Origin of the sequence: Acinetobacter sp. PK01, assembly GCF_022819285.1 — a bacterium.
Classification (GTDB): Bacteria; Pseudomonadota; Gammaproteobacteria; order Pseudomonadales; family Moraxellaceae; genus Acinetobacter; species Acinetobacter tandoii.
In genome coordinates this window covers 747009-766432 of the sequence record NZ_CP094643.1, presented here as the reverse complement: position 1 = coordinate 766432, position 19424 = coordinate 747009, and the positions used below count along the sequence as shown (strand labels likewise).

General features: G+C 41.9%; 24 protein-coding genes. 2 read left to right on the top strand and 22 right to left on the bottom strand.

The annotated features are described in order from the left end of the window. Positions 1-135: 135 nt before the first annotated feature. The 16 genes from MP622_RS03690 to MP622_RS03615 all read right to left on the bottom strand — a co-directional run bounded on the left by MP622_RS03690 (position 136) and on the right by MP622_RS03615 (position 13740). On the bottom strand, positions 136-423 hold the full coding sequence (locus MP622_RS03690; RefSeq protein ID WP_243792592.1) for a phage tail assembly protein: 288 nt from the start codon (positions 421-423) through the stop codon (positions 136-138). 1 nt (position 424) lies between these two features. After that, entirely contained in the window at positions 425-934 is a 510-nt protein-coding gene (locus MP622_RS03685; protein ID WP_243792591.1) for a phage major tail tube protein, read from the bottom strand. 12 nt (positions 935-946) lie between these two features. Then, a complete protein-coding gene (locus tag MP622_RS03680; protein WP_243792589.1) occupies positions 947-2125 on the bottom strand; it encodes a phage tail sheath subtilisin-like domain-containing protein in 1179 nt (392 codons plus the stop codon). Between the two features lie 79 nt (positions 2126-2204). Then, positions 2205-2618 carry a hypothetical protein gene (locus MP622_RS03675; RefSeq protein ID WP_243792587.1) on the bottom strand — a complete coding sequence of 138 codons (414 nt, stop codon included), beginning with the start codon at positions 2616-2618 and terminating at the stop codon, positions 2205-2207. Next, positions 2618-5542, bottom strand: a complete 2925-nt coding sequence (locus MP622_RS03670; RefSeq protein ID WP_243792585.1) for a phage tail protein — start codon at positions 5540-5542, stop codon at positions 2618-2620. Before MP622_RS03670 ends, MP622_RS03675 begins: the two co-directional genes overlap by 1 nt. Next, complete coding sequence (locus MP622_RS03665) at positions 5539-6069, bottom strand: phage tail protein I (RefSeq protein WP_243792583.1); 531 nt, start codon at positions 6067-6069, stop codon at positions 5539-5541. Before MP622_RS03665 ends, MP622_RS03670 begins: the two co-directional genes overlap by 4 nt. After that, positions 6066-7043, bottom strand: a complete 978-nt coding sequence (locus MP622_RS03660; protein WP_243792581.1) for a baseplate J/gp47 family protein — start codon at positions 7041-7043, stop codon at positions 6066-6068. The genes MP622_RS03665 and MP622_RS03660 overlap by 4 nt, the downstream gene beginning before the upstream one ends. Beyond that, complete coding sequence (locus MP622_RS03655) at positions 7040-7375, bottom strand: GPW/gp25 family protein (RefSeq protein WP_243792579.1); 336 nt, start codon at positions 7373-7375, stop codon at positions 7040-7042. The genes MP622_RS03660 and MP622_RS03655 overlap by 4 nt, the downstream gene beginning before the upstream one ends. After that, positions 7375-7887 (bottom strand): phage baseplate assembly protein V, encoded by a 513-nt coding sequence (locus MP622_RS03650; protein WP_243792577.1) that lies wholly within the window; start codon positions 7885-7887, stop codon positions 7375-7377. The genes MP622_RS03655 and MP622_RS03650 overlap by 1 nt, the downstream gene beginning before the upstream one ends. Continuing rightward, positions 7884-8462: a hypothetical protein gene (locus MP622_RS03645; protein WP_243792575.1), complete on the bottom strand. Its 579-nt coding sequence runs from the start codon at positions 8460-8462 to the stop codon at positions 7884-7886. The genes MP622_RS03650 and MP622_RS03645 overlap by 4 nt, the downstream gene beginning before the upstream one ends. After that, complete coding sequence (locus MP622_RS03640; RefSeq protein WP_243792573.1) at positions 8447-8965, bottom strand: phage tail protein; 519 nt, start codon at positions 8963-8965, stop codon at positions 8447-8449. The genes MP622_RS03645 and MP622_RS03640 overlap by 16 nt, the downstream gene beginning before the upstream one ends. Continuing rightward, entirely contained in the window at positions 8958-9281 is a 324-nt protein-coding gene (locus MP622_RS03635; protein WP_243792571.1) for a hypothetical protein, read from the bottom strand. Before MP622_RS03635 ends, MP622_RS03640 begins: the two co-directional genes overlap by 8 nt. 5 nt (positions 9282-9286) lie before the next feature. Next, positions 9287-9577, bottom strand: coding sequence for a hypothetical protein (locus tag MP622_RS03630; RefSeq protein WP_243792570.1), 291 nt, complete (start codon positions 9575-9577; stop codon positions 9287-9289). Positions 9578-9628: 51 nt separating this feature from the next. After that, positions 9629-11617, bottom strand: a complete 1989-nt coding sequence (locus tag MP622_RS03625) for a phage major capsid protein (RefSeq protein ID WP_243792568.1) — start codon at positions 11615-11617, stop codon at positions 9629-9631. Next, the gene (locus MP622_RS03620) at positions 11617-13188 is read right to left on the bottom strand and encodes a phage portal protein (protein WP_243792567.1); all 1572 of its coding nucleotides are present in this window, start codon (positions 13186-13188) and stop codon (positions 11617-11619) included. Before MP622_RS03620 ends, MP622_RS03625 begins: the two co-directional genes overlap by 1 nt. 6 nt (positions 13189-13194) lie before the next feature. After that, the gene (locus MP622_RS03615) at positions 13195-13740 is read right to left on the bottom strand and encodes a hypothetical protein (protein ID WP_243792565.1); all 546 of its coding nucleotides are present in this window, start codon (positions 13738-13740) and stop codon (positions 13195-13197) included. 152 nt (positions 13741-13892) lie between these two features. On the opposite strand from MP622_RS03615, the gene MP622_RS03610 reads away from it, so the two are divergent. Then, positions 13893-14195, top strand: coding sequence for a hypothetical protein (locus MP622_RS03610; protein ID WP_243792563.1), 303 nt, complete (start codon positions 13893-13895; stop codon positions 14193-14195). Positions 14196-14198: 3 nt separating this feature from the next. Continuing rightward, complete coding sequence (locus MP622_RS03605; protein WP_243792561.1) at positions 14199-14612, top strand: hypothetical protein; 414 nt, start codon at positions 14199-14201, stop codon at positions 14610-14612. 7 nt (positions 14613-14619) lie between these two features. On the opposite strand, the gene MP622_RS03600 is transcribed toward MP622_RS03605, so the two are convergent. From MP622_RS03600 to MP622_RS03575, 6 genes are all read right to left on the bottom strand, one after another. Beyond that, complete coding sequence (locus MP622_RS03600) at positions 14620-16596, bottom strand: phage terminase large subunit family protein (protein ID WP_243792559.1); 1977 nt, start codon at positions 16594-16596, stop codon at positions 14620-14622. Continuing rightward, positions 16589-17092 (bottom strand): terminase small subunit, encoded by a 504-nt coding sequence (locus MP622_RS03595; RefSeq protein WP_243792557.1) that lies wholly within the window; start codon positions 17090-17092, stop codon positions 16589-16591. Before MP622_RS03595 ends, MP622_RS03600 begins: the two co-directional genes overlap by 8 nt. Before the next feature lie 147 nt (positions 17093-17239). Beyond that, on the bottom strand, positions 17240-17689 hold the full coding sequence (locus MP622_RS03590; protein WP_243792556.1) for a glycoside hydrolase family protein: 450 nt from the start codon (positions 17687-17689) through the stop codon (positions 17240-17242). After that, entirely contained in the window at positions 17686-18057 is a 372-nt protein-coding gene (locus tag MP622_RS03585) for a hypothetical protein (protein WP_243792554.1), read from the bottom strand. The genes MP622_RS03590 and MP622_RS03585 overlap by 4 nt, the downstream gene beginning before the upstream one ends. Positions 18058-18331: 274 nt before the next feature. Next, positions 18332-18877 (bottom strand): hypothetical protein, encoded by a 546-nt coding sequence (locus MP622_RS03580; RefSeq protein WP_243792552.1) that lies wholly within the window; start codon positions 18875-18877, stop codon positions 18332-18334. Positions 18878-19034: 157 nt separating this feature from the next. Next, positions 19035-19421, bottom strand: coding sequence for a hypothetical protein (locus MP622_RS03575; RefSeq protein WP_243792551.1), 387 nt, complete (start codon positions 19419-19421; stop codon positions 19035-19037). Positions 19422-19424 lie beyond the last annotated feature (3 nt).

Here is a 19424-nt window from a genome sequence, read left to right as displayed (position 1 = left end):
CGAAGGTGCTTTATTCTTTTGGCAGTCCATCACACCACCACAGCAATTTAGAAATTCGCATTTGCTCTATTTCTGAATTCGACCATGAAGTATGTGAGGCTAGCGAAAGTACAAAGGAACGAATCGACTCTGCACTTAATCCGTAAAAAGTTTAAAAGCTGCCTGTAAACGCCCATAGTTACGCAAAGTCGTTGCTTGGATTTGTTCAGGAGTAACATCGCACAAATTCGCAAACATCACGATTTCCTGTTTTGCCGCACCCAAACTCTTGGCTTGCATTTCGGCAGCTAAAAGATCTTGTACTGTTGGCTCACGCATTACAATTTCAGAAACTTTTGCTCCATCAATCTCTAATGGTTTAAGCAGAGTAATCTTATAGCCTTCCTCTGCTTCACTAATATATTCAGGTAATTGTTGAGTCATTTTACATTCCTAAAGCTGAACGAATATCGGCAAGTACATCATTGCCATTAATAATGCGCACCATGTTTTCCACATCAATTTCATGGACCACAGTGCCACCAATGGTTTTTTTGTAATAGGTTAAAGACAATTCATATTTGTCCTTCGGTAATTCCCCTGCCTTAGCCGCACCACTGGAAATTTTGACGATTTTTCCCGTCATGTTGTGCACTACAGCCGTTACGGTACCATCAAAACTTTCCATGGCTTCACGTACGGTAAACTGGGTTTTACTGCCTTCTTTAATCCCAAACAAAGACAACACATCTTTGCTATGTGAGTTCAAAGTAAAGTCAGCAACAAGCTTTTTCATCCCAGTAGTAATATCGATCGGAGCATCCATGCCCCCTGCACGATATTCTTCAGTCTGTAAAGTTAGCTCAGGTGGATTATATTCATCTGTTTTCCCAGCAAAGCCTTTGCCATCAACAAATAAATTAAAATTCTTACGAATATCTTCAGCAACACCCATGCGTTACACCCCTTATGCAAAAATATCTTTAATGTAATCGTCCACAAGGTGCGAACGGAAAACGATGTGTTCTGCTGGATAAACTGGTGTGAAATCAAAGTCAAAATACACCTTACCCGACTTAATCACATCCGCAGCATTCAAATCTGGATCTGCCCAACACTGACCGCCAATGATCGCGCCAATGTTCTTGAGGTAGCGCAAATAGGAATTTACACCTTCTACCACATCACTTACGTAATTCTTGGTAATACCACGGTCTACTGCCCAGAGATGAGCCGCTTTCAATGACTCATCAATCATATCGGCGGTACGCACCACACACAGAAATTGCCACTTACTATCACTAGACAAAGTACGGTTGCCCCAAAGTCGATAACCATTTTGGCGAATAATCGTATTTACTTTTTTCTCATTGAGTAAGTTGGCGCGGCTATTGGTATCTCCCATGGCAAAATCAATTGCTCGGGCTGTGCCAGTAATACCATTGATGTTTTGGTTTGATGGTGACCACCACCAACCACGCTCGTTGTCTGATTTAGCAATCAAACCTGCCACATGTGCACTCGACCATGAAGTAATAGTGTTGCCATCCGTGCCGGTCTTTTTAGATTTTGGATCAACTACATAAATACGTTTTGAACCAAAATCACCAGCATAGGCAATTGCATCTGCATCATTGGTATTCGGACCATCCGCAATAATCACCGCCTTGAGCCGATCTGCAATACCAGACAATTCTGCAACCACCGCATTGGCGGTTTCGGTAGCACGTGTATGGGTAAAGCCTGGTGCAATCAGAATTTTCGGCACAAAACCTGTAATGTTTTCAGCAGCAATGAAAGTATGTACCCCTTCATATTGACCACTGTTGGCATCCACACCACCCAATACATTGGCAAGAGTTTCTGCTACTGTCGTACTTTCTTCCACTCGCACCACAATCACTACGGCGCCAATCTGATCAAAGATGGAATCAATCGCATCTGGCAACGTACCCGTTAAACCGAGTTTCGCCGCTTCAGTGCGAGAACCTGCAATTAATACTGGGGTGTTTAAAGGAAAAATAAGAGGATCAGCATCTGGTGCTGTACCGACAAGGCCAATGGTTGAACTGCGAACTGTTGTAATTGGACGAGAACCATCATCGACAGTTTGATTCTCAATCCCATGTAAAAATGAATCAGGCATATTTTGATCCAGAATCTTGGTTGATTTTGGACCTATTTTTTAGCAAATACTCTCAAGTTTCATTATTCACTTTTTCACTTTATAAGGTCATTGCGTATTGCCACATTTCATCGACTTGCTCAGCAGTTAAATTCAGAAATCCAAGCATATATTGAACAGATCGATTACTACGTTCGAACCGTTCTGATTCGTTGTATTCAATTTGAATACGGGTCTTAAGGGTTGGATCTTCAATTGTATTGATGGTCTGCTCGACGGTTTCGAGTAGGTTATTTTCCAATAATGCCAATTTAAACTGACGACGGGTGAGTGATTGGAATTGAGCCAGTCGAAGCTGTTCTTTTTCTTCATCACTGAGATAGTTTTGTGGATTGAGATGGCGATCAATTTCATCTGCGGTCATTGCTACAAATTCATCTGTAATTAAATCATCTTGTGAACCATCTGCTTCGAATGCATAGACTTCACCTGTAGGGTTCTTAAAGTATTTCATTATCTTAACTCCGACCAGAATGCGATGGTGTTGGCTGTACTTGTCACACTATAGGTTGCACCTGCTGGAACAATGGCCTGAACTGCTGCACCACCACCAACTTGGTTTTGACGACCTCGATCTACAGCAACTCCACCAACTGTAAGCGTCATTTCACCTTGGTTACTCTGCTCCCATGCGACAGATACCATGATGGGTTTACCTGTAGAATTGGTATACGTAGTTGCAAGTGAACGACTTGCTGTTAAGTTTTGCCAAGTCTGACCAACACCTAAACCAACCGTATCAATAGAAATATTGCCTGAGCCATCGAAAGTAGCCGAACCTGTGACAGCTCCAGTTAAGGCAATGGTTCGGGCTGTTGCCAGTTTGGTGGCTGTTGCAGCATTACCTGTGGTGTTTTGATTACCTGTCGTATTTACACCAGGTAAATTGATATTGGCCGTACCATCAAAATTGACTCCGCCAATGGTGCGTGCTGTTTCTAATTTTGTTGCACTCGCAACATTGTCAACTAAACGCGCAAGCTTATAAGCAGTACCGTTATGAAAATATGCACCATCTTCACCGAGAAAAAGTGTAGAAATCGTAGCGCCTACATCGTTGGCCAAACTCAGACCAATTTGTCTATTAGTGCTGTTCCATTTTCCTGTATGTAAATATTGTGCATAGCCTGCACCAGAAATTTTATTGTAGTTGCCGAATTTTAATAAGTTATAACCTTCGGTATTACCGTTCCCAATAGTAATATCCGCAGGAAGATTACTAATATTAATATCAGCAGAACCATCAAATGGGGTGCCATTGATATTTTTCGTTGCTGCAAGTTTAGTCGCAGTCGTGGCATTGCCTGTGAGATCGCCTTCGAATTTGTTGGCATACATAGACCCAATGGTCTTGATATCACCTTTAGCGTAGATCCCATTCACTGGTACCAATGATGCATCTGAATATGAGTTCGATACTAATAAGCCACCAACATTAATATTTTGAGCAGAACCAGAATTAAGAAAGCTGACCGCCACCGCGGAGTTAATCCCACTTTTAAGTGTAATTGAGGCATTAAAAGTCGTTACACCTGTAACCGTACCGCCTGTCAACGCAAGCTTTGTAGCATCAGCAATTGTAATGTTTGCTGAACCGTCAAAATTGACACCATTAATTGCCCGTGCTGTAGCAAGTTTGGTTGCAGTCGCTGCATTGCCTGTGATATCTGAACTGGTCAGCGCAAGTGTGCCCGATGCTAAAGGGAAATAAACAACTATTTGACCTGTATTATTATTTGGTTCAGAACGTCTCCATACATAGCAGCTAGACGCATCCCCAGTACCTGAAGCTTCAATCCCCCACCATTTACTGGTTGAACCCTCATTTACATTTGCTAGTTCGAGACGTAATGAAGGGTATGAAGCGCTAATCGATTGAGGTGCCCATTTATTTGTTGCATTCAGTAATGGTACCGCAGACCCAGAAGTCCCAATGTTGTACGTCGAAGCTGAACCCAAACCTAAATTTGTTCTTGCAGTTGCAGCATCTGTTAAATCTGAAAGATTAGAACTATTCGCTAATTTGCTGTCTTGCAATGCTTTACCTTGGGCAGCCGTTAAGGCTTGATCTATAGCGGTACTGGTCAATGTGTTATTCAGTTGAACTACACCGCTTTGGGTAACTGAAGCTGAACGGATGTTCTGTTGTGACAAACTTGTGATTTGGCCTTTGTCATTTACCGTAATGGATGGAATTTGAATGGTGGATGCATAAGTCCCCGCAACCACGCCAGAATTGGCAAGGGTTAGAATACAGGACGAGTTTACTGAACCATCAAAGTTGAATGAACCCGTGGCAGCACCAGAGAAACTGACCGTTCGAGCTGTTTGTAATTTACTAGCAGAAGCAACATTACTGCTTATACGAGGCAAAATGTAATTTGTTGCTCCAACTAAATTATCGGGAGCGTTCACTTGTACAACTTGTGGATTAATATCAAGCTGTGAATTTAAACTCACAAATGCCACCCATTGAACACGCATGTAACTTGCTGCATTAATCCAGATTTCATAATTATCTGAGCCTAATGCGACAAACCCAACATTCAAAAAGTTATTGAGGCCATCAACTGTATACCAGACGCAATTCATACCTGTCGCAGGCGTTCCATTACCTGATCGCAATACAATGCTCTGAATAGCACATTGTGCGACTAATCCTGCGTTGTAACCTTGACCACCCGTAAAATCGATTCTGACACTATCACCGCTTTGCAGAATTTTAGCGGTAGCAAACTTCACCCAACCTGATGTTGTACTTGTCAGGTGTTTATCGCCCGATAATCTTAGTTTTTCTGCGCTTACAGCATTTGCAGTCTTATCTAATTTATTGTCTTGAAGTGCTTTACCTTGCTTGGCAGTCAACGGTTTCGTTGAATCACTGGTGGTCAGATTATCCACCAATTCATTACGACGAATGTAATTCTCATTGACCCATGCTTGGGTCGCATAAATTAAGGATTCATCCAAAATAAGACTGACTACCGAACCATCTTGAATATCAATGGTATATTTTAAGCGGAATTCACTCACCCCATTGGTTTCAGCAACTTTGAAAAATGGAGCATGTGAGCCATGCGAAATTAAAATGCCATTCGCAATCAAGCCAATTTCACGAATCCAAAACCCACCGATATCAGAAGGGATAATGGCTTCAACAGTAAGCCAATTCAACACAGTAGGATGGATACTATATTTACTGACTGCTTGACGATGCACTTCCTTCACTAAGGTCGTTCTGGTTTTACTTGGCGTAGGCACGGCACCATTACCATCACCAAAAGCAACATGCGTAATATTCAGTTTTGTATTATTTGCAATTGCTGCAGCTATGGCGGCATCACCATTATTTGTAGTAACGTTAAAATAATCACTCATGGTTTAGGCTCACTAACTGAAGTATACGCAGATTGATGCGCTACAATATTTTTTAAACTTAATAATGGATTTGCAGAAATTGTTAATCGACTTAAACGCCTTGAGGCAGGTTTAGTTTCATCAACCAAGCGATTCACTTCTTTAAATAAACTTTCATCCAAAGGGCGACCGACCAAATCTAATTCCAGATAAAATGTTCCTGGTATTCCCTTTGGTTCCGTTTGCCACCACTCAACCAAAGTCACCTCATAGCCAAAAGGTATGAGTGCCGATTTAATTGAATAAGAAGTCCCTTTCTTTTTATGTTGTTCAAATGCCTGTTTTAATCGAGCACGCTTTAATGAGGGGGCCCAGTCATAGCGCCAATAATCAATCGAAAACTGAATTGCTAACACATCTAAAAAGCGGTCAGGTATTTGATCAATATTGATCAACTTGGTAAGGCGTTGCTCTAAATGTGTTTCCTGCTGTGTTACCTGCTCAAGTTTACGTTCTAGATCTGTCGCATTGACGGGTAAGAGACTCATTCATAGGCCTCCACAGAAATATCAATGTTGGTGCAATGCCCCGCTTGGGTAGCATCAATCACAATATCCGCAGCGGGTAATGTGATATCAACATGCTCAATCCCATCTACATGTAAAGCCGCATAAATAGCTGAACGACGAATACTGCGCCCAATTCTCTTTTGCTCAGCCACATAGTTTTGTAGATTCTGTTGTGCTATCTCCAAAACTGCTGCAGCTTGGGCAGTCTGTTTCGCGAAGATTGTTGCCACAATACTGTAATTTATGACTGATACACTTTTAACGATGGCTTTATCACAACAAGGTCGAACTTTTTCATCATCTAAAGCAACTTGCACGATATTAATCAATTCTTGAGTCGCAACGCCTGTTTCAGAGTCATTTTGCAGAATATAAATATCCAGATAGAACAGGTTCTCAATCAGCTGAATCAACTGGGCTTTTGTCAAATTCTCTAGCACGATATTGCTTAAATCAACTTGGGGGGACACTACTGAAACATCACCCACCCGACCATCGGCACTTTCTGCATAAAACTGATATGAAGATACTGGACCTGCGACACTTAAACCATCCATGGCCAGCAGATAGCGTTCTTTTAAATCATGATCACTTTCATATACGGCATCTACAGGTGGCACGACGGTATTATCTGCAGGTGTAATAATCAACCGTTTCAACCCACGGTCAACCACCAACTGATCCAGATTGGAGCCAGATGAATACAACACCAATAAAGCCTTTACATCATCATTGCGTTGCTGACGAAATAAAACCTCGCGATAGGCCGATTCTTGTAGCAGTTTCACCACAGGATCAGATTCACGCTCCAAAGTTTTACTCATTTCTGCTTTAGCCGTTGCATCGCTATACAGCGCTAAGAATGCAGCCTTACGTTCTTCATAGACTGTTTCAAAATCAAGCTCTGTAATTAAAGCCGGTGCCGATAAAGTACTAAAATCTGCTAAATTCATTTTTGAATCACAATCCCATCGAGTCTTAATGGATTCCCATCAATGTTATAAATGCCTGTAATTGCCAACGTGATTTGCCCAATTTGACTACTTGTAACATCCACCTGCTGCACAGTAATACGGTCTTCCCACTTGGCTAATGCTTCTGCAACTGCAGCATATAAATCAATTAGCGTTGCTCGGTTCAGCGGCGCATCAATTAGGTAAAATAAGCGAGAGCCGTAATCTCGACGCATTACACGACTGCCAATAGGTGTAGACAAAATATCTACCACCGACTGCCGCAGATGCTGAATTTCTGTAATGGCTTGACCTGTATCTCGACTCATCATCACTGCGGTACCTGTGTAGTTGCACTTCCACCCTGTACACCACCATGTTTATGCGTTTTAAGACTGATAGAGCCTGCTTTTACATCACCTGTAGCAGTAATATCTCCTGTGACCTGCACATCACCCTTGATAATTACCTTGCCACCACCAGCCATTTGAATATTTAAAACATGGCTATTTTTGTCATAATGAATTCTGGTGCCATCGCTATAAACCATTACAGGGTTGGCATCTGCACCCGCATTGGGGAATTTTGTTTGCTCCAAAGCACCTAAGATCACCCCTTGGGATAAATCTCCACTGGCAGAAAGAACCAGGACATATTCATCTTTGCTAGGGGCAGACCAACTACGATCATCTCCTGCCCTCGTTTTTAGCCAGATGATGCCTTCAACCAACTCCCCATCAAAATCTACTGTGGCAAGAGCTTGGCTATAATCCACCGCAACCACTCGACCAAAGCGAACCAGACTGGCAAGGATGCGATCAATTTGCGCTGCGGCATAACTCATGACACCTCCTGATTGAGTGGTAATTCTTGATACTGTTCTTCATGCCCCAAACCAATTTCAGGTGCATAACTAAAGACAGGTATTGGCGTTTCACCCGATTCAACCCAGACATTTTCACCCACGACAATCTGTGTCGAGAAATCCACCCGCCACACTTCTAGGCGATCTAACTCAGGAAAAAATGCATCTTCGGTGATGTCATCCACGGTGCTTACACCCACACCAAATTTTCCCAACCCAGTAAAATGCTTATTCTTAAAAATATATAGGGCAACTGCTGCAGCCAGTTTGCGCACATTAATCTTGGCGCGGCGCTGATTAAACGTATCGATAATGCGTGCTTCAAATTTTGCAGTTAAAGGCATCTGTTCTGTGCCTGCATCACCATCGACATCAATATCAAAATTAGTCAGTTCTAAAAGTAATGCAGGTAATTCCTGCTGACCAGGTGCTTTGCGCTCTTCCTCATCCCGATAAAACTGCACCAATTTAAATGCAGGAAATTGAGTCCGTAATTTTGCTTCAATCACATCATGTAATTGATCAAGATCCACCCCAGTTATCGCATCAACCATTTCAATTCATGCTCCAAGGTTTTAAAAAACTGTTCATGAAAATCGACTGAGTTAAACTCAGCACTCTCTAAATACGCATCCGCTTTGGCTTTAATCGCTTCAGACTGCTTTTCAATTGGTAATCTGGATTTTCCAACCCGCTTAAACACCTGATGCTTGGACTTCGCTAAAAAAGCCCCATCCACTCTACGTTTTCCCGCTGTCACACCTTTTCTGGTTTGTCTTGGACCCAAGTGAATCAGGTCTACATCATTCAAACCATAAAACAGCTTTATGGAGTAACCTGTCGAAGTCTTTAAAATGCTGCTCTTTTTTAAACGTCTACGAATAATTCGTTGAGACATTTCTAATTCTTTACTCAAGCCCCGTGCTGTACGGGTTTGTAGCCATTTCGCCATGCGGTTTAAGGTACGTTGCATGGCTTTTTCAGCCTGCTTTTCAGTGGGTTCCAATTCATCATTAACTGCTTGAATACCCTGCAATTCGACATTTAATCTAATCACGTGCTGTCTCCAACTTCAGAACAGCCATCCCTGTACCATCCTGTTGCGGGTAGCCCATCACAAAGTATTTTTGACCATCGGCAAACAGCAAATAATCTCCACGTTTCACACCTACAACATCTACTGCTTTACAGGTATATCGTGGTTGAGCATCATCAATTTCATATTCGCCAAGTTGGGCATTCAAATAAGGCTCATCAAAAATACCTTTGACTGAACGCTCCGCCCCATCTGTAAATTGCAAGGTTGCTGTGGTACCAAAACCACCCACATCATCTAATTGCAAAAATACATCTAGGTTTTCCCAACTTGGCATAGGAGTTACTCAGCTTCAGCAGCAGCTTGAATGGCTTCAATCATTTTTTCTTTGGTCAATGAAGCATCTAGCTCAATTTCATATTCATGCAAAGCGAACTCAACCAATTGGGCTTTGTTTAACTTCGCCAAATCAACTTCTTGCCCTTCATCATCACCTTCAACCAAAGTGCCACGACCACGGCGTAACAGGTCTTGTGCCAAGGCATGTGAAACTTCAACTTCGTCACCTTTTTTACGAATTTCACCCTCGATTACAACCGCAGAAGTTAGGGCAATTACGACATTTGTTTTCATGGATATATGCTCACAAAATTAGAGAGGAAAGCCACCGTAGTGGCTGATCAATTAGACAGTTTTCTTGCCGTAGCAGATGGATTCTGTGTTACGCAAAACAAAGTCCACATCTTGGAAGCCCACAATGCGTAAACCACCTTTAGCACTTAATGAATATGGATCGATGGTTAGATCCAAACCGCCCCACATCGCAATGATCAAGTCTGCAAAGTTGCCAAAGAACACATCACCTGCTTCAATTTGATTGGTCACTTCTGTGCGATAGCCATTCACGGTATTACCTGGTTCCCAAATCGTACTTTCAGTACCAGATCCGAATTTGGCAGAAGTTTTAAAATTCCCGCGCATTGCAGCGTTAATCACGTAAGACATACGATCAACATCGGCATTGTCTGAAGCAATTTCCGATTCCATTTGCACCAATTCAGCAAAGGTTGGGTTCACCGCTGCAAAGCTCACTGCATTGACACCCGAGATATTTTTTAAGCCGAGTGGCTGATTGTCTCCACCTGTACCGTAATAAGCCGCTTTATCAATTTTCAAAGCTAAGGCACGGTTTAAGTCATTCCACACCAGTTGCTCAGCCGCTGGAGAACTTTGTTGCATCAACTTACGGCTGATCTCAACGCGACCACCCACGGTTTTAGGGCTAAGTTTTAATTGACCTGTTGCTGGACTTGATGCTGGCACATCTTCCTCTTCACCCAACCAATAGGCAGTTGCACCACCTGTTTGTTTAGGAATCTCAGCATCACCGACCAAGCCATCCATAATGAAACCTAAGTTCATAATGGTTGAACGATTACGTAGCATTTCAATGAACATATCCGCGCGGTGATCGGTTCCCACCAAGGTTGCACCATTCTGAGAAGTTCCAACCTCAAACACACGGCTAAGCACATCTGCAGGAACTAAAATCCCTTGAGCAGAACGACCATAGGCCTTTTGTGCTGCTTCCGAACATTCAATCTCAAATGCTGCAGCTTCACGGTCCGCCTGCGTTGCATTTGGCAACATGGCACGTACTGCACGCATTAAACTGAACGAACGTGCTTCATCACCTGTTAAACCGATATTGGCATTATTCCCTTTCGGTTTTTCAACAATTGGTTGCCCCTGTTCACCAAGCATACGCTCTAAAATTGCATTCTGAAGTTCGGCTGGTGATTTGTTCTCATCGATGTATTGACGCACCAAATCACCTGCACCAAAACGCTCGCCCAATTGCATCAATTCACTGACACGTTTACGTTCCGTTTCTGCACCACGTTCAGCGGTATCACCCGCTGCACGTACCATTTCAATTTCGCCATAGCGTTCGCCATTTTCGTTAATACGCTGACGAACTTGATTGCCATTAGCATCTGTAAAGTAGTCCCAATTCATACGTTTTGCTCTTTGCTGATTCGTTGGAATAATTGCTATTGGCTCATTTTGTGGAACAGCAGAATTATTTTCATTATTCAGTTTTTCACTCGAACGCCCCACGCCTACAGTGGTATCTGCAGGAATAGAAACACATGAAATTTCATAAGGCTGCCATCCTGTAATCAAATAAACATCGTCATGTTCACGCTGCTCTTTTAGAATGGCTTTCTGAATGGTGTAACCCACACTGATATTGGTTCGGATTAAATCGTTTATGTCCTGAAGGATTTCCTCACCACGTGCAGACTTACTCAAACGAACCAAGGCACGACCTTTACGCTGTGACTGGTCTAGCCATGCACTTTCAACCACACCGACCTGATCACGGGAGTTGTGATCCATCAAAAACGGTGCACGGCTATGCAAGCGTGTAAAATCAATTGCCCCTTGGCTATGATCCAGAATTTCTATACCAAACCAACGACCTACCTCTGTTTCACTCGAGAATGAAAGCTCGACCGTACGCTTTTCCATATCGACTTTGAAATCATCAACGATATAGTTACGTACTAATTTGTCTTTATTGAAATCTGGCAAAGGCTTGGTTTGTGAAGCATCCCGAATTAATGACATACCTGCCAAAGCGATTGACATATTTCTACGAATTTTCATTACATACCCTCTTTAGGTCTTCCGACCCCTGTAGTTTGTTTACGCCCCATACTGGCCAGAATCATTTCTTCCGCGGTCTCTTTGCTAATTCCTTGTCCCACCAATTCATCAATCATGGCTCTGGTATCTCGTGCAATTTCAGCCCATACCGTTTGTGGATCTTTGCCTTGTTCACGAATGATTGCCCCTGCGGAAGTGAGCATGTTGTTCTTCGACTTTTCAGCTGCAGTCACATCGGCTGATGGATCAATCCAAGCCCAACGGCGTGGTTGCCAAGTGACCTGGGCGTAACGCTCAATATCGACAGCTTTCAGGGCCACATTGCCCTTCTTAATCACACCCTTGAGCAAGGCATATTCAAGCCATGCGTAATACACAGGTTCGATTAAAGCTTCTATCAACCATTGTTGAAGTTCTTTCCAGTGCTCGCGCTCATCTAAAGTGCCCTGACGAATACTTGAGAAATTCACCCCTTCAAGGTCAGAGGCTAAATTGTTGTAAAGCACACCCATACCAGCAGCCATTGAACGCAGCATAGCTTTATGAAAAGGCAAGAATTCACCGGTTGGATAATTGGGAGACCACTCTTTAAGTTCAGCGCCATCTGGCAAAACTGGAAATTCACCTGCTTGGCTTTCAATGATGATTTCATCCTCTTCAGGATCGAATTCTGGTCCACGCCCTTCTTTCCATTGAATAAAGCCCATTTTGTTTGCGGAGATTCGCGCATTGGTAATCGCACTATCTTCAAATTCGGAAAGCTGTTTCATGCGGAACAGACTTGTCGCTGTCCATGGTAAGCCACGCTTTTGACCAACAATCTCTTCTAAATAGCCATGAATGATTTGCTCGGCAGGTACACGGATATAATTGCCTGAACCAAAGCGATATTGTTTTTCTTCTTCTGAATCACTATCGAAGTAATAAGCGATCGGACGACCAAATTGGTTAAACTCAATGCCCTGACGGATAAAACGACCACCTGATAGTTTTGCGCTATACATGATCGGGCAACGCTGTGCATCAATCATCTGTACAGCAAATCCATAATCCCCAGCATCTGCACCGCGAATAATTCGTACAAAGAACTCACCATCTTTGGCTGCTGAAATCACACAAGAACGTTGCATAGAACGCCAAGACTTTTTGCCCTGAATGTCACAGTGATGTTTTTTATTCCAATTTGCCCATTCCTGCTCAACAGCATCACATAACTTATTGTCTAATTTCCCTTGGGCATTGCGGATCTGTGCTTGAAGTGTGACCCCTTGCGGACCCACAATATTCTGATGGGTTAAGCGCAAATAGTTCCGACCATAGTCATTATTGGCACATTGCTCACGGCTACGTGCAACCAAGGTGCGCTGGTATCGCTCCACAATTAAATCTGCAGGTAACGGCGTTGATGGCCAAGCTGAAGTTAAGCGGTCATTCACACCCGCTTTAAACCAACGCATAGCATTACGGAAAACTCGGCTACCTTTTTTCACCACGGAATCATGATCTTTCACATCATTGATCTGTGTAACATTCGGGACTTCTGCAATTTGGCGTTTCAAAATATTCAGCACTAGTAATTACCTCAATTTGACCCGTATAACCTGACCAAACGGACTTTTACCTGAAGCTTTGGCACGTTCCTGCGAAACTTCAGCACGGTACTGGTTACGCAATTTAATCAGCGTTTCCATAGGTGTACGATAAAGCTCACGGTTATTAATGCGATAACGTTCTTGGTCTAGACTGGCGCGACCTTCAATCACAGCTTCCAAAGCAGATAAGGTTTTTTGGGCATGGCTTCTTAGGTCGGAAGATCCCGATAGAAAGGCAAGGTCTGCTTTAATCTCGACCACACCTGATTCAAGCTCATCCACTGTGCCAAATGTATTGATTGCGCGAAGTGAATAGCCGTAATGCCCTGCGGTATAGTTTTTTGTAGTTTCAGCGGAGATATTAAAAACGTGTTGGTTGCCATCTGCCTGTGACTGTAGATCAATGACAGATTCACCACGTAAATAGGCAACCAGTGACCAACCACTGGAGGCAGGATAAGCCGTCAGATTCACCCGAAAATTAAAGGTGAGACCTGCAGTAATTTGTTTTGGAAATCGAATGCAACTCATGAATGATGATGACCGAAGTGTGCCGAATAAGGCTATCTTCTGAAATCAGCATGTTTTTTTCATTATTCAGTTTTTCACACCACCTAAGTAGTTGACTATGTTAAAAATTTATAACAAAATTCTAAAACACTTGCATTAGGATAAAAAATTAAGTGACTACCACTGCTTATGACACACATTTTATAGCTTCTGATATAGCTTTTACGGATCAACATGGCGTTGTAAATTTAAGTATTCCTTTTCGAAAAGTAAAAAGAATTGGTCATATTGTAATTGGAATGGCCGGTTGTCTTACTTGCATGGCAGATTTTTGCAATATGCTTGTTGATTTTATTCAGGGTAAAACGGACAATTTTGGTATACCACAAACGATTTTAGACAGAACTGAACGCGATTTTATTTCAATAGTTTATGTAAATGGTGCTTGTTTAAAAATTTCAAAAACTGTAGGATGAAATGTGATTCACAGTGAAAATATTACCCAAATCCCGACTGTTATCGGTAGCGGAAGTCAATATACTAGTAATATAATACAAGAATGTCCGAATGCTGTTGTTGCTGTATTAGAAGCAATAAAACACGACAAATACACTGATGGTGAAGTTAAATACTGTAGCATTCGTAAAGAAGAAATTCACAACTTGGAAATTCATCCTATGTCTCATACTCTAAAAACGCAATTAACTGGTGTTCAACAAGAGTTACACCAAACAAAAGCTTTTTTAACTAGTGATGTTGCTGTCGGAAGAAATTTTAGCGCGAGCACCGAAACTTTTCATGTTGCACAACCTTCAACTATTAATAATGAATTAGGTATGAGCCTACTGAAAGAAGGTTTTATGCAAATAAGAAACCAATTAAATAATGACTAAAAGCGCTTTATGCGCTTTTTTTATTCCCAAACACTTTTTTCTTTTTCACTACTGTAGTCATTGTTTCCACAATAGAACTAACCTTCTTCCTCACTACTACTTTGGCTGCATTGCTTGGTTTAATCTCTTGTTCTTTTGGTGCATCAACATCTTGCTGCTGCAAACGCTCAGTAATCCGCTTGAGGTTCGGCTGCATAATTTTTAAAGCTGCCAACGCATAAACACGACAGTCCAAGCCCTCGTTCCGCGCACGGTCTGGCTTATGCCATTCACGTATCGGCTGACCTTTGATATATCTCAGTACCAATTTTTCCGCAGTAATTTGCTTATACCATTCAGTCTCACGTTGAATTGGAAAATGACAATAACCTGGTCCACCTTTGTCCAAGGTTAAACGGCGCGAAACTACCAATTTGGCTTCATCGGTTCCCACAATAAATAGATCAATTTTACGTTTGTCCTTACCTGACTGTTTCCGCTGTGGACTTTGCACAATTGGCAATCCCCAACCACCACGCCCTTTAATCGCAAACAACTTTCTATTTCGACGGCTCTTTACATACTCATAAGCCGCTTGAGTATAACCATTGGTCCCACCTGTATCTAAACATGCTGAAGAAATACTGAGTTGTGCACTAGACTCATGCATATATGTTTCTTCTAAAACATCATCTAAGTCCTGCCAAACTTCATCACCGAGTGGATCACCCCAGAGCACACGGTAATCAATGGACCAACTTTCCTCACCGACACCCCATGCAACAATCTCAAGCTCTAGCCGATCCATCTGCATATCGATACCGCAAGTGAGATACACTCCACCCATAGGTACAGTTGCCTTGTATTCTTCTGCTCGGGCTTGTAAAGACTCAGAATCTACCTTATCTGCATTTTCTTCAAAGGTTTCCCCTAAGGAGACATTCACAAAGACTTGTAAATCATCCAGTGCTAACTTATCTAAGTAGGATTGGACAATATCCGACATCTTACGAAAGGTAGACAACATTTCTGGTGCATGAAAACTTGCATGACCCTTAAAAGGTTTTTCAGCTTTCCAACCATGCCCTAGTTTTTCCGCATTACGAATGGCAGCAATCCGTTCACCATCCGACCACACCTCATTGCAACATTCACAGCGATACCCTGCTGTCTCCGTTAAATGTTGTTGATCAACATCTTCACGCGCATCTTGAATATTGGTAGACCGACGACCATCCCACCAAACATTTTCCCATTTTAAGTATTGGGCTTCGCCACATTTAGGACATGGCACATAATAGCGACGACGATCACCAGAGAAATATGCAGATTCAACTCGGCTAGCTCCCTTAATAGTCGGGGTACTGGATTCAGTTCTTAAGGCTTGATCACCAAAGGTTGCGGAACGCTGGGCTAACAATTCAATTGGATCACCCTCTGCCGTTGCCTGCATCCCATCAATTTCGTCCGCGTGGGTGATGGGCGCAGATCTTGACCGTAAAGTCTTAGGCGATCCTGCCCATGAAAACATCAGCCAGCCACCAATATAGGAAATCATGCGGCTATTATTCACACCATCACGGCTACGTGGCTTGGCCATCTTCTGTGCAATGGATTTATTCGCTTCAATCATCGGGCGAAGCTTGGTTTCTAGAAAGGTCTGAACATCACCTTGAGTCGGTTGCACAAAGATCTGTGACTTGGGTTCATGTGCAATAAAATAACCCGTAGCACATTGCTGAATGGTGGTTTTACCCAGCTGTGCCCCTGTCATATAGGTAATACGGCGTACACCATATTCTTTGATGGCATCAATCATGCCTCGTTGATAGGGTGCGTTATCAAAATTGATGGGACCTGGTATCGCATTACCCACAGGAATCTTGATATTTTTCTCTGCCCATTCACTGGGCTTAATTTCTGGAGGTGGAACAAGATGAGACATTGAACGCTTCAATGCATCAATCACTGAATAGAAATTGCTGAATATGGATAAATCAGACATCTTCATCCTCCTCCAATTCAGCATCTGCCGCTGACTCTAAAGCAAGTACGATTTCAGCTTTGAGCTTTTCCTTAAAAACACGCGCATCCGTTTCACCGAGTAATTGTAGGACTGCGCGCTGTGGAATATTCATCATGTTTGAACGGATGGTCCCGAAAACAATAGATTGAGCACGTTCAAATTCAGCGATCAAGGCAACTTCACCCTTCTTTTCCGCCAACTCTAACTCAGCCAATTCTGTTTCTGCTTTGGCTTTTCTTATTTTTAAAAGATTAATGTCATCAGGGATTTCACCTGTAGCTTCATCGGCTGCCTTATCTTGTAACCACTTGGCAATATGCGCTGTATTAAACTGCCATTCTTGCCCTTTTCCACGCCCTCGGACTACAACTGGACAGTCCTGACGAACCCAAGAATCAATCGTAGTTAAGGCAACTCCAAAAACGTCTGAAAGCCCCGTCCTGTTTACGATCTGACCCTTTTTAGCATCCGCCATACCAACCCATTTTCCAGCCCAAATTTATATTGAGATATAGTAGTTTGTTGTGATTTTAAAATTCACGCAGATATGAAATCCTGCGAGGTCTTTGCCCCCGCAAGCAGTACCCCCCAGAAAGTACCTACAGAAATGATTTTTCTCACTTTAAAATCCATTCTTAATCACCCATTTGCCTGTACGCATTTGCTCTGAGTGGCGCTTGGCTCGTTGTGGTGTCTGCTTTGCCCAGAGTGAGTTGAGCATGCCTTTAGCCGCATCTGTGTAGCGACCAGTACGTACCATCTCTAGCGTATTCTTAAAGCCAAGCAATCCATCTGTTCCCATTTGGAATGCCATAGACAGCAATACACCACGGCGGGCTTCATCAAGCTCCTTGACCCATGGCAATTTACGTTCAAGCTCACTCAGTTTCTTTTGAATGTCATTGCTGAGTAGATAGGCTGATTCTTCTGCAGTGATGCCACCGCCCTTGCGTGCATCAATTAAACGACCGACACCAATAGTCGAATAGCCCAAATGATCTTTATATTCAGTAAGGACTTCGCCTTCTTCCCCACGTAATAGCCGCGTGATGTTTGATGTGAAGTCTGTCATTTCTTACGCCCTTTGCTTAACCAGTCTTTAAACATGTCTAGCAAGTAATTAAAAAAGCCGACCTCTTTCCAAGCTCCTAACTTCACCCATTGGAATAGCTCTTGGAACATCAAACCGCCTAGAGCACCTGTTAGAAAGCCAATACCACCAGCATGTTCTGGTGCAAGCTTGGTAAAGTACATAATCAACAGAGTTAGGTAATGTGCAGTAAATGCACCTGACAGTAAAAACACGGCGTAGTCTTTGGGTGTTTTAAGCTGTTCTTTGTTGTATCGAGTTGCCACGGCTGCCCCCATCATTCCTGCAACAAAATATTGAAGTTCGCTCAAATATTTCATTGCAGCTGCTAACCAGTCTGGAAATGACATTCTTATTGGTCTCTAGATTTGTGAATATATTGCGTATTGTTGTTCTATATACAGGGCAATTTCATTATTCACTTTTTCACATAATCAACTCAGCAACATGACTTCATACAATAAAAAAACCACCTGAAGGTGGTCTAGTTTTACAGGTAAATCAGTGATCAAATGGTTTTTCAAAGGTATAATCAAAGCTCAACTTAGACACTTACGCCAACTTTTTTATAAATTTCGTGCTTGAATCACTAAATTCTCATTATTTAATAAACACACCTAATCCTTATAAATCTTTTCTAATGTCACCCATATAAACAAGTATTTCAACAGCAGACTTTCTTAATTTTTCAACTTCATCACTTAAATATTCTTTTAGATCGTCTATATCAGTTTTATTATCAACTGATAACTTAAATTCATTAAATTTATAGTCTAAATCAGAATTTATTAAACTTAATCTAAGTGGATTAATAAAAAATTCAGAATTCCTGTCCATGTTTAAAAGCAAATTATAATTTGTCTGATAGCTCCAATATTTGTTTTTAAATTGATCATAAGACTCTTGATATTTTTTTTCTTCAATTTCTATCTTGCTACTATTTTCATTCTGTAGTTCAAAGATACGAAATGAACAATATTTAACCATAACTGTTAAATGTAATACATGAGCTTCAAAAAAACTCTTCTCCAGATCGAAGAGATGATCTCTTATAAAAGAATAATCGTGCTGTCTTTTCCACTTGATGAATAGAATTAGAGCGAGTATAAAAGCTAAAATAGTGCAGATGTTAGAAAATAGTGCTACATATTCTTGAAAATCATTCGGCATTTTATTCTTTCTAAAAACATACTTTTTACTAAGCTACATCAATTAGTTAAATCAAAAAAGCCCTTATTTCTAAAAGCTTCATCTTAATATTCAGACATGCCTAAATAAGCATCATTTTTTCAGTTTTTCACAAATCAACTTCGATAAACCATAGACTCTAGCTATACGCCGTGATCTGCACCGTCCGAGTCGATAAATTAAAATACTGGGCAATTTCATCTACTCTAAAGCCCTGCTCAAGCATGGATTTGATTCCTGCATTACGGTTTTTTATCAGAATGTGTTTACACTGAGACAACACCAACAACTCACCCCCAAAGACCAGACACAATTTCTGAGCATCTTCATACCCTAGTATGGTCACAAGGTTATGATCCATCTTTAAACGGGTAGCTTGTGGTACATATAAAAAGAGCTGACCAACACCTGTTCTTTTTTCTGTTTTATATTTCGGACATTGGCTCACCAGATATAATGCTTTCTGCCGTCCAATGACTTCGGCAACTGATCGCAAATCCCCTTTTAAATCTAAAATATTCTCCATGCT